The organism is Acinetobacter equi (genome assembly GCF_001307195.1).
Classification (GTDB): domain Bacteria; phylum Pseudomonadota; class Gammaproteobacteria; order Pseudomonadales; family Moraxellaceae; genus Acinetobacter; species Acinetobacter equi.
The window spans coordinates 2,433,157-2,448,101 of sequence record NZ_CP012808.1; the positions used below are offsets into that span (position 1 = coordinate 2,433,157).

Genomic DNA, 14,945 nt, shown 5'->3' on the forward strand with positions numbered 1-14,945 from the left:
TTCATTTAATAAAGTTTTTAATACTTTCAATAACTTCTATTGTTTTTTCAGCATGTAACCAGTGACCTGTATTTTCAACAGTTAGAATATTGGCGTTTTTAAACTGGTGATGAATTGCACTTATATGCTCCTCTTTCGCAATATAAGGTGAATTTCCACCACGAAGAAATAGTGTTGGTACATCAACCGAAATATTATCCCATGCAAGAATTTTCATATAATTTTCATAAATAGCATCAACATTAAATAGCCATTCACCTTTACTAAACGATTTTAATAAAAATTGAATGACCATATCTTCATCAATATCATTTTTCATAATTGAAATTGCTTCGTGACGAGAATTAATATTTGCATTTTTTACAGCAAAAAGAGCTTTAAAAATATGAGTATGATGACTTTCCAAATATGTAAATGGTGATATATCTAAGACTATTAATTTTTGAATACGCTGATTTTCTAGATCAGCAAGCTTCATTGCAATTTTACCTCCCATTGAATGGCCAACTAAAATGAACTGATCAATATTTAAATGCTTTAAGGTATCTAAAACATCTTGAGCCATTTCGGTATAATTCATTTCAGATAAATGCCCTGATTTACCATGATTTCTTACATCGACTTGTAATGTATTATGCGTTTTAGAAAATTCTCGAGCTAGCATTCCTAGATTACTTAAACTACCAAATAATCCATGAATAAAAATTAAAGTCGGTTTTTCGTTTATTTGATGATATTCATAATTTAGTAGCATTTGATTTTTCCCAAGAATTTGATAAATCTATAATAAAAAATTTACTTAGGCTATTTTAACATATGATTATTTATTGCGCTTGATGAATTTTACTTAGGCTATTTATTGAGATACTCCATGTATAAAAATTATTATGTAATTAAATTAATCAATTTAAGGTAATCTTAATGTGTTTTCTCGGGAAAATTTCATACTGATTGATATTATTGTTAAGATTAAATTAATTTGTCTATTATTTCACCATTGTAGAGCTTCTATTGTTTTCCTATATTTTGTGCTTAATATTTGAATAAGATTCAACAAAAGATGCACATTATAAATGCATCTTTTTATTTAAAGTTTTATACAGATAATATGAATTTAATTATCAACAATATCAGCGAAATTAGCACTTAAAACTGAAGCTAGATCATTTGGATTTAAACCTATATCCAGCCCTCTTTTCCCACCGCTTACATACATTTTATTTAGTATTTTTGCACTACAGCAAATTACTGTTTTTAATCTTTTTTTCTGCCCTACTGGACTAATACCACCCACTAAATATCCAGTTAAACGCTCTGCATCTTTAGGGTCTGCCATATGGAGTTTTTTACAACCAAATGCTTGTGCAACTTTCTTTAAATTTAACTGATGATTCACAGGTAATACCGCAACATAATAGTTTTTATCGTCAGTCACCATTAAGGTTTTAAACACTTCATCTACAGATAAACCTAATTTTTCAGCTGCTTCAAGCCCAAAACTTTTGGCATTTACATCATGTTTATATTCATGCATTGAAAAATCAATTTTATTTGATTTTAAAACTTTACAAGCAGGTGTCATAATTCCATCTAAATTTATTTATATGATGCTCGTTATTATAGAATAATTTATAAATTGCTTCTTATTTTATTTTAAATTTTAGCCCTAAAATCTTAGGGCTAAATTAAACTCAATACCAATCAACTAATGAAACCCCTAAACCAACATATGTTGCTTTGTGGTTATAATCAATTAAATTTTCACCATAGCCATGGAATATCTGTAAATAACCATCTAAATTATTTCTAATAGGAAAATCCCAAGCAAATTGTGCAGCCCCGTGACCTGTGCTTACATTTTGTCGTGCCATTAATGAAAAGCTTTGACGCCCCCATTTGTAATATGCAGTAACATCACCATGTCCCATATAATCAACAATATCAGGATTATCATCACTATCTTTCTTAAAGACTCTAACCCAAGGACGTATTGTTAAAACAAAATTATCACGCTCAAATCCAAAATTCATCATGACACGATCCCAGCCACGTGAATATGGAATTGCAGCGCCATTTGATTGATGATTTAATCCGATTCCAAATAGTCGCCAATTTAATCCTAAAACATTATAATTTGTTCTAAAAATCAAATTAACTTCTGGCTCATAGTTTGTCGCACGAAATGGTCTCGAATCTTGATCATTATACACCTGCCAATATGAACGTTGAGTATACCCAATCCACAAATCTCCATTGTTTCCAAATAAATCATCTCTCACTTTAGTTTTCATTGAAAGCTGAAATTTAGCTTCAGTAGAATCTAATTGATGCTGATTATTAACAATATTTCGAGCATTTGCGCTAATTGGGTTTTGATTAACCTCACTTGTCCAAAATGCGGGTAAAATATATACTGGTTGATATGGACGTAATTTCCATAGTCCAACATGATGTTCATCAGTTAATTCCCAACGCTTATCGAGTAAAGGAGTTTTTGATGGCTGATGTTCTATAACTTTAATTGGTTCCTTTGTTTTTGCTAACACTGATGTATTTATTTGCTCTGTATTAGATGCATAATTAAATGCATTATCAAAGCATTCTAAACGCTGTTCATTTGAGGTAAAACTTAAACATATTTCAGGATTAGAATTTGCTAGATCTGTACTTTTTTGTGCAAATGCTTCGGAAACAAATAAATAAGATGCTCCTAAACATAGAACATTTCTTGCTTGCTGAAATTTAATCATTTTATTCTTCCAAGAATAATTTGGACAACTCGCCCATCCCCCCATTACAATTGATATCTAATATTCAATTTTCACACTTAAAAACAACTTAAACTATTAATTTTGAATATAAAAAATAACAATTGCGTTTCAACATGATTAAATTATCAGCCTTAATAGAATCTTCTTGTTTACTCGTGTGGAATCTACGTAACCTGTTGTAATCATTTTATCTATTAAGTGAATTTTCAACAATAATAAGTAAACAAAATTTAACCTATTTTAACGATTTGAAATTATTTTAAATTAAAATTTATAAATAAATTTATTAATAATAAAAAATTGACTCTATGAGCTCATCTACTTAATATCCTTAAATATAAAGTAGGAAAATGGTGTTATTTTGTTGGGTTTAAAGAAAATTTCAAAGTTTAAATTATTTCAACGATGTTCTTCTATAAAGCTTATGGCTGTAGCAACCACAGTCCTTATATTTACTGGATGTTCCTCTTTAGGTGGTGGTTCACCGTCTAAAAGGTCAGCAAAACTCTCTGCAGGCATTCAAAAAGCATATTCTGTAAATGCAACAACCGCCAATCGAGTCGCACCTATCATTGTACAAAGTTCAGATAAATACAATCTTGATCCTTTGTTACTTGCAGCTCTAATTCGACAAGAATCCTCGTATAGACCAACTGTTGTTTCTCCTGCTGGTGCTGTAGGTTTAACACAAGTTATGCCTAGATTTTGGCAGAAAGAATGCCCTGGTGATTTATATAATGAGTATATTAATATTAATTGTGGTGCATATATTTTAAAAAAATATGAGAATAACGCAGGTAGTATTCCAAAAGCATTAGCTCATTATAATGTTGGACCAACTGCTTACAATACAAACAGAAAAATGAAAAAACAAGGCAAAAAATATGCTAAACAAGTTAAAGGACATAAATCTGAGCTAAAAAAAGCCTTATAAATACTGCTTATTAACGCTCATTGATATCAATAACTCAATGAGCGCTATTTAACGAATTAAACCTTGGGGCTGTAAAATAATAAGTAAAGCACCTAGAATAACAATAGCACCACCCATTAAATCCCATTTAGACAAAGCAATTTGATCTACATATTTCAGCCATAAAAGTGCCGTAAATATATAAATACCACCATAAGCTGCATAAATTCGTCCAGAAGCGGCTGGATGCAATGTTAAAAGCCATACAAATGCCATTAAACTTAATGCTGTTGGCACCCAAAACCAATGACTTTTTCCCTGATTTAAAATCAGATATGGAAAATAACAACCTAATATTTCTGTAATTGCTGTAATAAAAAACAGAAAAAAAGTTCCAATAACTTTGGTAATTTGTAGATCCATTTATATCTCAAAATTATCTAACTAAAATAAAATGACCCATGCTTAACATGGGTCATTTTATTACATTCATAAATTATGCAGGTTCAATGGTTTCATCTTCATATACCTCAAGATGCAAACCAATTACTTTTCCATGCTCTTTTTTAACAGATACAGTAACATTACCACCATGATCTGCTAATTCACCAAACAAAATCATTTCAGCCAATGGCTTTTTCAATTGTTCCTGAATAAGTCGTTGCATAGGACGAGCACCCATTAAGCGATCATATCCTTTTTCAGCAAGCCAAGTACGTGCACTTTGATCTACATCAAGTAGTACTTTTTTCTCATCTAACTGTGCTTGTAGTTCTGTTAAGAATTTATCTACAACATTTTCAATCACAGTCGTTGGTAATGCTTGGAACTGAATCACACCATCTAGACGATTACGGAATTCAGGAGAAAATGCTTTTTTCATCGCCTCTTGATTGTCTCGACTATTATCTTGCTCGGTAAATCCAATACTTACACGTGAAATACTTTCGGCACCCACATTAGTAGTTAATACCAAAATTACATTTCTAAAATCAGATTTACGTCCATTATTATCAGTTAAAGAGCCATGATCCATAATTTGTAATAACAAATTAAAAACATCTGGATGTGCTTTTTCAATTTCATCTAACAATAACACTGCATGAGGATTTTTATGAATTGCATCTGTGAGCAACCCACCTTGATCAAACCCAACATAACCAGGAGGTGCACCAATTAAGCGAGAAACTGCATGACGTTCCATATATTCAGACATATCGAAACGAATAAGTTCCACACCCAAAACTTTTGCTAATTGTTTTGTTACTTCAGTTTTACCCACACCTGTTGGACCAGCAAAAACAAAACTACCTACTGGTTTATCTGGTGTTTTTAAACCTGCACGAGACAATTTAATTGAAGATGATAAAGCTTCAATCGCCTCATCTTGTCCAAAAACAACACGTTTTAAATCACGTTCTAAATTTGCTAAAACAGTTTTATCATCTTTAGAAACAGTTTTTGGTGGAATACGTGCAATTTTTGCCACAATATCTTCAATATTTTCAATTGTGATTTGCGTATCATCTTGCTCTGCTTTTAGGCGGCGCTGTGCACCGGCTTCATCAATAACATCAATCGCTTTATCTGGAAGAAAGCGATCATTAATATATTTAGCAGATAATTCAACCGCAGATACTAAAGCTTTATCATCATATTTAACATGATGAAATTCTTCAAATTTAGATTTTAAACCACGTAAAATATCAATAGTTTCTGAAATTGATGGTTCATTGACATCAATTTTTTGGAAACGGCGTGATAATGCATGATCTTTTTCAAAAACTTGGCGATATTCTTGGAATGTCGTTGAACCAATACAACGCAAACTTCCATTTGCCAAAGCAGGTTTGATTAAGTTTGATGCATCCATCGTACTGCCCATACTAGAGCCAGCACCAATAATCATGTGAATTTCATCGATAAATAAAACAGCTTCTGGCTTTTTCTTTAAAACATTTAATAATTGTTTTAAACGTTTTTCAAAATCACCACGATATTTAGTACCTGCAACTAATGCACCAATATCTAGACTATAAACTACAGCATCTGCAAGTGGTTTTGGTGCTTTTCCATTTACGATTAACCATGCTAAACCTTCAGCAATTGAAGTTTTACCAACACCAGGATCACCTACAAGCAATGGATTATTTTTACGGCGACGACATAAAATTTGCGCTGCTCGTTCAATTTCTTTTTCACGACCAATTAAAGGATCTGTTTTACCTTTTGATGCTTCAACATTTAAATTCGTTGTATAGAGCTCTAAAGGTCCAGCATTAGCAGATGATGCTTGCTCACCATCCAACTCTTCCACTTCTTCCTCAACATGTTCTTCTTCCTTACGTGTTCCATGAGAAAGATATTGAGTTAAAGTTAAACGATTAATTTGGTGACGTTTTAATAAATAAACGGCAAATGAATCTCTTTCTGAATACATTGCAACCAAAATATCAGCACCTTCTACCGTACGGTCACTGCCGCTTGATTGAACATGGAAAATTGCGCGTTGCAAAATTCGATCAAAACTCTCCGTTGGATGAGGTGATTGATCACTATTTTCAGGAAGTTTTGGCGTATGTTGTTCTACATATTCCTCAAGTTCTTTACGTAACGTAATAATATCTGCTCCACATGCTTTTAAAGCATTAACCGCAGAATCATTATCTAATAAAGCCAATAACAAATGTTCAACCGTCAAAAACTCATGTCTCTTTTGACGAGCCATGCTCACTGCTAAGCGTAATGATACTTCTAATTGTCTACTCAGCATATGCAATTCCCCTTAACTTTTAGGCTCGATCTGACATAATAAAGGATGTCCTTGAGAACGAGCGTAATTATTGACTTGATTGGCTTTCGTCTCAGCAATATCTCGAGGATACTCGCCAGCAATACCTTTCCCTTCATAATGTACAGTTAGCATTACTTGAGTCGCTTGGTCAAGATTCATTGAGAAATATTGTTGTAAAATTTCAATAACAAAGTCCATTGGTGTATAGTCATCATTCATTAAAACAACAACATATAACGGTGGACGTTTTAATTGTGGTGGTGCCGTTTGAACTGCAATATCACCATCTTCATGTAATGAGTCATCATTTTGACTTAAACGAACATCGAGGTGCCAATCAACTAATCCTGATTGAGCAAATGTTTGTTTTGCTTCATTTAAGCAAATTGGATGTTTATATGTACGCATAAATTCTTTATTACTCAAAGTTTATTGAGCATTGGGTTGAACTTGAGGAATTTCCGAGATAAAAGCAGATGGAGCTTCCACAGCTTCACCACGTGCCCAATTAAATCGCTTCGCAACTGGAACAGAACCAGAAATACGAACTTCAATATATTGTGGTGTAAATCCTTTAGGCATTGTCCAACGCCCAGTCAAACGTTCAAAATTTTCAAAATTAAACTGGCTTTTTTCCATAGGTACAGCTAAGACCTCAGAGCCTCGAATTAATCTTATTTCCACATTACCAGTAGCATAACGATTATTTGGTGAAACTTGTATTAAATCAACTTGATATTCATATGCATTATCTGGTAAAGGTTTAATTCCCAAATTTTGAACAGTTAAACTTAAACCACCACGTTGTTTAAGCACAGAACGATAAATACTAGCCATTCCATCTGCTTGTATCTGATCAACCTTTGCTTGTTGTACGGCAGCAAATAAATCATCTGCATTTGCTACAGCAACATCCCGCTCTTGAACAGCTGCATTTAAAATTTTACTTTGAACATCTAACCGTTCTTTCTGAACTTTTACAACTTCGGCTAATTGAGCTGCATCTGCACCATAACCTGTTACAGATAAACCTTGTCGATGACCAACGGTATAACCAATTAAACCACCACCCACAATAAGCACCAATGCACCTAATGCAATCGATGTATTTTCTTTCCAAAATACTTTTTTAACTCTTTCAGGTGCAGGTGTATTGTCTAATTCAGTGTTATCCATCTTTGTTCCATATGTATTGAAATTTTAGACAAGCATCCAAATTTCACTAGATGCTTGCATAATATGAACTATGGTAATAAACCTATGCCATCTAATCCTTGGTTTTCTACAAATCCAAACATAATATTCATATTCTGAACGGCTTGACCTGCAGCACCTTTAACTAAATTATCTTGTGCAACTAAAATAACAAGTTTTTTGGGTTGAGGTTTATATAAAGCAATTCTCAGTTGATTCGCACCACGAACAGAACGTGTTTCAGGTGTACTGCCTGCTGGCATAACATCTACAAACTGCTCATTTTTATAAAACTCTTCATATAATCCTTGTAAATCAGCTTGTACACCTTCTTCTGTTAAATCTACATAAATGGTGCTTAACATACCGCGAATCATTGGAACTAAATGTGGCACAAATAAAATATGATTAAACACATTTTTTTGACCTGAAATATTTTCTAAAGCTTCTACAATTTCTGGATGATGGCGATGTCCTGCAACACCATATGCTTTAAAATTATCTGCATTTTCAGTGTAAATCATACCTAGACTTGCTTTACGTCCAGCACCAGATACACCCGATTTAGCATCAATAATAATACTACTTGGATCAACTAATGCTGTTGAAGCTTTTAATACAGGAGCTAATCCCAACTGTACTGTTGTTGGATAACATCCTGGATTACCAATAACTGAAGCAGTTTTAATTTGATCACGATTTAATTCAGATAAACCATAAGCCGATTGTTTTAATATTTCAGGACAAGCATGCTCTAAGCCATACCATTTTTCAAATTGCTTAAGGTCTTGTAATCTAAAATCTGCTGCTAAATCAATAATTTTTGTATTTGCAGCAACTAAAGCTTCAGCATGTTTCATTGCAACACCATGAGGCGTCGCAAAAAATACAACATCACATTGTTTTAATAGTTCAATATCCAAATCTGAATATTGTAAATCGGTATGCCCACGTAAACTTGGAAACATATCATCTACACGGCGACCAGCTTCTGTTCGTGAAGTTAACACTGTAACTTTTACACTTGAGTGACGTAATAAAAGACGTAAAAGTTCAACGCCTGTATAACCTGTACCACCCACAATTCCAACAGAAATCACGCTAGCCACCTCAACAAAATCTAAAATTAAATAATATGATCTATAGTATGACAAGATATAAAAGCTTTATAAACATTTTTACAGATTTTTATGATTTTTTAACATTCAGTTAATTTTTGTCACTTTTTTATTAATTGTTTAAATATATTACACATTCAACTTGTCAAACCAATTCACACAAATTAAAATAAATGCAAACAAATTAACTTTTATTAATCAAGTTAATTCAAATAAGTTAACTAGTATAATTAGAATGAAATTAATTTTTCACGCTTAAGGTGGATTTATAAGGTTTTATAATGGTAAAAAACCACATGGTCTCTGAAAACCCTAATAGAGATACACAAACTCTTTACTTGAGTCATATAGACTCATCTACAGATCAAATTACATCTGAGACACAATATTTACTGGATCTTTTACCTCATCATGCTTTTTTCATTCAAAAAAATGTAATTTATGCAAACTCACATTTAAGATCTTTAATTGGGCTAAACCACCGATATACTTTTACCGATATTATCAATTCATTTCATCCTGAAGATGCAAAAACACTAAAAAATCTATGGTTAAAAAATATAAGTCAAAACCAAGAAAACATAAAAAAAGAATTCAGAATTAAAAACATTCAATCACAACAGTATGAATGGTTCTTACTTTTAAGTACATCACAACAAGATCATCACTTAAATGGTTGCCTCACAACACTTACAAATATTCAGAGGCAAATGACCATTACACAAAAAACGAAAATACAACTTAATACACAAACTGAAATGTTAGATGCTAGCGTTGATTTTATTTATGTCGTTCATCCGAATGGCTACATACAACACATGAATAAATCTAGCCGTCTAGCAATGCATAAAGATCATCAAATTAATATTCATAGAATTAAATGGATAGATTTACTTCCCGAAAATATACATAAAAAAGCAATTTCAGCATTTAATAAAGCACTACAAGGACAAGTTGCCCATTTTACGGGTGTAACTAATATTCATGGAGCTACTGAATATTGGGATAATACACTTACCCCAATTCACCAAAAAAATAATATTGAATCTAGCATCCTATGTGTATCGAGAAATGTTACCGCCCAAAAAAATGCTGAAACCTTACTTCGAACAAGTAGTGAGCATGATGAACTTACAGGACTACTCAATAGACGTGGTTTAAAAAAATCCATCAAACCAGTTTTTAAAAAGGCCTTAAAAAATAAAGAAAAAGTTGGATTAATTTTACTTGATTTAGATCATTTTAAACATGTCAATGATACTCTAGGTCATTCAGCTGGTGACTATTTTCTCAAAGCTTTAGCAAAAAGAATGACGAATATTCTAGAGGATGACACCATCATTGCCCGCTTGGGGGGTGATGAATTTGCGATTATTTTAAATAAAATAGAGAATCAAGAACATTTAATTCGTGTTGGCAAAAATATCATCAAACAACTTGATACATCTATCTCCTATAAAGGTAAAATTTTAACAGGAGGTATGAGTTTAGGCTGTGCAATTTATCCAAATGATGCAACAGGATTCTCAACATTATTACAATGTGCAGATACAGCGCTAAGCGATATCAAATCTCGTGGTCGTGGAGGAATCCGCTATTTTGGTAAAGATCTCCTCTATATTGCTAAAAATAAAGCAAAACAAATTGAAACCGCACGTTTTATACTCAGAAATCATCTCATTAGCCCTTTCTATCAACCTAAGATTAATTTAGATTCTAATGAACTAGTTGGTGTCGAAGCATTACTTCGTTGGCATGACAGAGATGGAAATATTCATACACCAGATACAGTTCAAGAAGCTTTTCATGATTTTGAACTTTCTAGCCAAATCAGTGCAGCAATGCAATTTAAAATTTTTAATGACATTAAACGTTGGGAAAATGAAGGGAAAAAAGTCGTCCCTGTTGCAATCAATGTTTCACCTGTTGAATTCTTAAGAGATAACTATGCAGAAACACTATTAAAACGTTTACATAGCGCCAAAATTTCTCCTGAACATATTGAAGTTGAAATTACAGAACATTTATTTGCAGATAGAGGTGTGGAGTTTGTAGTTCGAGCTCTCAAAAAACTCAGAGAAGCAGGTATAAAAATTGCCTTAGATGATTTCGGAACTGGGCATTCTTCCCTTTCTCATCTCAGAGATTTACCAGTCGATATTATTAAAATCGATTATAGCTTTGTAAAAAGAATGACAACAGAAAATTCAATACAAGCCATAGTTGGAGGACTAATTAAACTCGCACCACTTCTCTCTATGAAAGTCATTGCAGAAGGTATTGAAAATCAAGAACAGCTTACGCTTCTTAAAGAAATGGGATGCCATGAAGGTCAAGGTTATTTCTTTAATGAAGCAATGAGCCAATTAGACGTGAACAAAATGCTTAAAAAATAAAACTTACAATGCTATCTCATCTCCACCAAAATGGCATTTGTATCGCTTTTAATTCTTTTCTATTATTTTTAAAATTTGAATCATGCTTTTCAACCTCAGTCCAAAATTGAATACTATGATCAAAGTATTTCGTATGTGCTAACTCATGTATACATACATATTCTACAAGTTTTTTTTCACATAATACCAATGCGCTATTCAGCATAATATCTTTACGTACTGAGCAACTTCCCCACCGCGTTTTGGGTTGACGAATCGTACACTTTTCAAAAGATAAACCAATTTTTCTGCTTATTTCAGTTAAACAGATAGGCAAATAGGTTTTCGCATATGCAATAATAAATATTCTTAAATACTGTTCAGGATCACGATCGCTAACAGACAAAGTAAGGCTTTTTTCATCCCATATAAATGATGATTTTTGTTTTTGATAAACAATCTTTATTTCGTTATTTAAATTAAATAATTTCAGAGAATCAGGTAATGTTTTCTCTTGATTATTCACTTGATTTTGTTGTTTTTGCCAAGTTTCAATCAACCAATCTGTAGATTGATCAAGAAAATTTTGTATTTGCTTCTGCGTACAGAATACTGGAACAGTTAGTCGAATTTGATTTGGCTCTACTCGTAGCTTTAAACTTGTAGCGCGCATATGACGCTTGATTTGAATTTCAGGAAGATCTGCTAGAGTCATATATCATTCATCTTTTTTAAAAGTATCTGTGATTTTTATATTATAAATAAAAGCGTATACGCAAAATATTAATAAATAAAAAGCTTACAAATTCGTAAGCTTTTTATTTGCAAAACAAAGTTGCTTAAACAGCTGTACGTTCTTCAATACCATTGTCTGTTGCAACTACGGCGATATCTGCTTTATTTAAAGCAAAAATACCATTACAAACCACACCTGGAATATCATTAATTGTCTTTTCAAGCTCAAGTGCATTTAAGATATTTAAGTTATAAACATCTAAAATAACATTACCATTGTCTGTCACTACACCTTCACGATAAACAGGATCGCCACCTAAAGATACCAGTTTACGAGCAACCGCTGAACGAGCCATTGGAATTACTTCAACAGGAAGTGGAAATTCACGTCCTAATTGCTCAACCCATTTAGAATCATCAACAATACAAACAAACTTTTTAGCAATTGATGCAACAATTTTTTCACGAGTAAGTGCAGCACCACCACCTTTAATCATATGCATATGACGATCAATTTCATCAGCACCATCCACGTAGGCATCTAAACCACCTACCTGGTTCATATCTAAAACTTCTATCCCTAGCTTTTTAAGGCGTTGTGCTGTTGCCTCTGAACTTGCAACCGCAGCTTCCAATTGAAGCTCTGGTAAAAGCTCAATCAAAAAGTTTACTGTACTTCCTGTACCCACGCCTAAAATGCCACCTTTTGGTAAGTGCTTTAACGCAGCTTTGGCCGCAGCTTGCTTTTTCTCATCTTGGGTTGCATATAGACTCATGACATCACTCAACTATTTTTTACATTTGCATGAATTTTAAAGTGCAAATGTAATGGGGTTTGTTACAATAAAAACCTATTTTAAACTGTTAGATGGAAAATTAACATGCTGTCTCGTTTGGTTCGACAAATTTTACAAGCAACCGTATATGATGTTGCAATCGAAACCCCACTTGAAGCAGCGCCACGAATTAGTGAAAAACTAAATAATAACATTCGCTTTAAGCGAGAAGATTTACAACCTGTCTTTTCTTTCAAGCTACGCGGTGCCTACAACCGTATTAGTCAATTACCGAAATCTCAGTTGGAACGTGGCGTTATTACTGCTTCAGCAGGCAACCATGCGCAAGGTGTAGCGTTGTCAGGTCAAAAGTTAGGTATTCGTGCCATTATTGTCATGCCAAAAACCACACCAGACATTAAAGTACAAGCAGTGAAGCGTTTAGGTGGTGAAGTTGTATTACATGGTGACTCATTTGATGTTGCAAATAAATATGCAATTCAACGTGCCTCTGAAGATGGAATGACTTTTATTCCTCCATACGATGATGAACTCGTGATGGCTGGACAAGGAACAATCGGAAATGAAATTTTACGTCAATGGCGTGATGTAGATTATGTATTTGTTGCTGTTGGCGGTGGTGGTTTAATCGCTGGTGTTGCAGCTTATCTTGGTGATGTTGCTCCACACGTTAAAATTATTCCAGTTGAATATGATGAATCTGCATGCTTAAAAGCTGCTTTAGAAGCCAATGAACGCGTTATTCTTCCAACTGTTGGATTATTTGCTGATGGTACAGCTGTTGCACAAATTGGTGAAAAACCATTTGATGTTATTCGCTTACAAAAATCAAATAATTCAGGTCCAATCGTTGAACCAAATGTTGTTCTAGTCAACACTGATGAAATTTGTGCTGCAATTAAAGATACTTTCGATGAATGTCGTAGCATTGTTGAACCATCTGGTGCAATGGCGTTAGCAGGTATTAAGAAATATGTTGAAGAACATGATCTAGAAGGCAAAAATATTGTTTCAATTGTTTGCGGTGCAAACATGAACTTTGACCGTTTACGCTATATTGCAGAACGTACAGAATTAGGTGAACGTCGTGAAGCTATTTTTGCTGTAACAATTCCAGAAGAAAAAGGTTCTTTCTTAACTTTCTGTCGTGCTCTTCAAGGTCGTAATATTACAGAATTCAACTATCGTGCAAGTAATGCTTCTGCCGCTCAAGTCTTTGTTGGTATTAGCTTAAAAGGTGGTGAAAAAGAACGTCACGACATTTTTGAAGCACTTAAAACTCAATTTGATGTTGATGATTTATCTGATGATGAAGTTGCAAAACTTCATATCCGCTATCTTATTGGTGGGCATGCAGATATTGAAAACGAACGCTTATTCCGTGTTGAATTCCCTGAACGTCCAGGTGCATTATTAACATTCCTTGAACGTCTTGGCCCTACACATAATATTACGCTTTTCCATTATCGTAACCACGGTGCAGCTGAAGGTCGTGTATTGGTTGGTTTAGAAGCCGAAGATGCTCAACAAAACCCAGATGGACTCATTGAAACACTGGAAAGCATTAGCTATCCATATGAAGAAATTACGAATAACTTAGGCTATCAACGTTTCTTAAAATAATATTCTTCATTCAAAAAAAGCCTATCTTTTGATAGGCTTTTTTATTTGTAATCTTTCATCAATCTGCAACACCATGATAATATTGATAATCATTATTATTAATAAGAATGTCTATTTTATGAAAGATTGGCTCAAATTTATTTTCCTGCCTTTATTTCTATTTATAATTTTGAGTAGCCTCATTTATCTTATTAGTTTAATTTCTATTGAAAATAAAGTTCTACAAATATTAATTCAATTAATTTCAAGCCTAAGTATTATTCTTATTCCTTACTCTATGCTCAGATTAGCACTCACACATGCTTATACATTAACACTTATATACATGCTAGGTATTGCTACAACCATTATGCTCCTACAAGCAGATTTTTCGTTTGCTCAGCTTGATTATAAATTTATATATATCTCATTATTTTGGATTGTATGTGCAATAGCTATCCATTTTTTCTATACAGATAAAAAAATTAAACTTCGCAATAATGAATAATACCAATAATAATTATTTAATAGATATCTAACTTATTACGTGCTTATTTAAAAATAAGCACAACAAAATATAATTTATTCAACATTTATAGCAGCAGACTTGCACCAATTCGTATCAACAGCGACAATAGTTCAAATT

The 14,945-nt window shown here is 33.0% G+C and carries 14 protein-coding genes; 4 read left to right on the top strand and 10 right to left on the bottom strand.

Annotation, left to right across the window (positions count from 1 at the left end):
* Position 1: 1 nt before the first annotated feature.
* The 3 genes from AOY20_RS11575 to AOY20_RS11585 all read right to left on the bottom strand — a co-directional run bounded on the left by AOY20_RS11575 (position 2) and on the right by AOY20_RS11585 (position 2,750).
* The gene (locus tag AOY20_RS11575) at positions 2 to 754 is read right to left on the bottom strand and encodes an alpha/beta fold hydrolase (RefSeq protein WP_054582001.1); all 753 of its coding nucleotides are present in this window, start codon (positions 752 to 754) and stop codon (positions 2 to 4) included.
* A 360-nt stretch (positions 755 to 1,114) separates the two neighbouring features.
* Positions 1,115 to 1,582, bottom strand: a complete 468-nt coding sequence (gene ybaK, locus AOY20_RS11580) for a Cys-tRNA(Pro) deacylase (protein ID WP_054582002.1) — start codon at positions 1,580 to 1,582, stop codon at positions 1,115 to 1,117.
* 109 nt (positions 1,583 to 1,691) lie between these two features.
* Positions 1,692 to 2,750 carry a phospholipase A gene (locus AOY20_RS11585; protein ID WP_054582003.1) on the bottom strand — a complete coding sequence of 353 codons (1,059 nt, stop codon included), beginning with the start codon at positions 2,748 to 2,750 and terminating at the stop codon, positions 1,692 to 1,694.
* A gap of 445 nt (positions 2,751 to 3,195) precedes the next feature.
* Here AOY20_RS11585 and AOY20_RS11590 point away from each other — a divergent pair, with 445 nt between their 5' ends.
* Positions 3,196 to 3,705 carry a lytic transglycosylase domain-containing protein gene (locus AOY20_RS11590; protein WP_054582604.1) on the top strand — a complete coding sequence of 170 codons (510 nt, stop codon included), beginning with the start codon at positions 3,196 to 3,198 and terminating at the stop codon, positions 3,703 to 3,705.
* A gap of 48 nt (positions 3,706 to 3,753) precedes the next feature.
* Here the strand turns inward: AOY20_RS11590 and AOY20_RS11595 are convergent, their stop codons facing one another.
* The 5 genes from AOY20_RS11595 to argC form a co-directional block, all read right to left on the bottom strand.
* Entirely contained in the window at positions 3,754 to 4,107 is a 354-nt protein-coding gene (locus AOY20_RS11595; protein WP_054582004.1) for a YnfA family protein, read from the bottom strand.
* A gap of 73 nt (positions 4,108 to 4,180) precedes the next feature.
* Positions 4,181 to 6,457, bottom strand: coding sequence for an ATP-dependent Clp protease ATP-binding subunit ClpA (clpA, locus tag AOY20_RS11600; RefSeq protein WP_054582005.1), 2,277 nt, complete (start codon positions 6,455 to 6,457; stop codon positions 4,181 to 4,183).
* Positions 6,458 to 6,469: 12 nt separating this feature from the next.
* On the bottom strand, positions 6,470 to 6,886 hold the full coding sequence (gene clpS, locus AOY20_RS11605) for an ATP-dependent Clp protease adapter ClpS (protein ID WP_054582006.1): 417 nt from the start codon (positions 6,884 to 6,886) through the stop codon (positions 6,470 to 6,472).
* Between the two features lie 21 nt (positions 6,887 to 6,907).
* Positions 6,908 to 7,654 (bottom strand): DUF6776 family protein, encoded by a 747-nt coding sequence (locus tag AOY20_RS11610; protein WP_054582007.1) that lies wholly within the window; start codon positions 7,652 to 7,654, stop codon positions 6,908 to 6,910.
* A 68-nt stretch (positions 7,655 to 7,722) separates the two neighbouring features.
* A complete protein-coding gene (gene argC, locus AOY20_RS11615) occupies positions 7,723 to 8,772 on the bottom strand; it encodes an N-acetyl-gamma-glutamyl-phosphate reductase (protein ID WP_054582008.1) in 1,050 nt (349 codons plus the stop codon).
* Between the two features lie 314 nt (positions 8,773 to 9,086).
* Between argC and AOY20_RS11620 the strand changes: the two genes are divergently transcribed.
* Positions 9,087 to 11,186, top strand: coding sequence for an EAL domain-containing protein (locus AOY20_RS11620; protein ID WP_158320001.1), 2,100 nt, complete (start codon positions 9,087 to 9,089; stop codon positions 11,184 to 11,186).
* 16 nt (positions 11,187 to 11,202) lie between these two features.
* Here AOY20_RS11620 and AOY20_RS11625 read toward each other — a convergent pair whose 3' ends face one another.
* Positions 11,203 to 11,880 (bottom strand): M48 family metallopeptidase, encoded by a 678-nt coding sequence (locus tag AOY20_RS11625; RefSeq protein WP_054582010.1) that lies wholly within the window; start codon positions 11,878 to 11,880, stop codon positions 11,203 to 11,205.
* A gap of 124 nt (positions 11,881 to 12,004) precedes the next feature.
* Positions 12,005 to 12,676, bottom strand: coding sequence for a ribose-5-phosphate isomerase RpiA (gene rpiA, locus AOY20_RS11630; protein ID WP_054582011.1), 672 nt, complete (start codon positions 12,674 to 12,676; stop codon positions 12,005 to 12,007).
* Positions 12,677 to 12,781: 105 nt separating this feature from the next.
* On the opposite strand from rpiA, the gene ilvA reads away from it, so the two are divergent.
* Together ilvA and AOY20_RS11640 are read left to right on the top strand one after the other, a co-directional pair.
* Positions 12,782 to 14,320, top strand: coding sequence for a threonine ammonia-lyase, biosynthetic (ilvA, locus tag AOY20_RS11635; RefSeq protein WP_054582012.1), 1,539 nt, complete (start codon positions 12,782 to 12,784; stop codon positions 14,318 to 14,320).
* Between the two features lie 118 nt (positions 14,321 to 14,438).
* Positions 14,439 to 14,807 (top strand): hypothetical protein, encoded by a 369-nt coding sequence (locus AOY20_RS11640; protein ID WP_054582013.1) that lies wholly within the window; start codon positions 14,439 to 14,441, stop codon positions 14,805 to 14,807.
* The last annotated feature ends 138 nt before the right edge of the window (positions 14,808 to 14,945 follow it).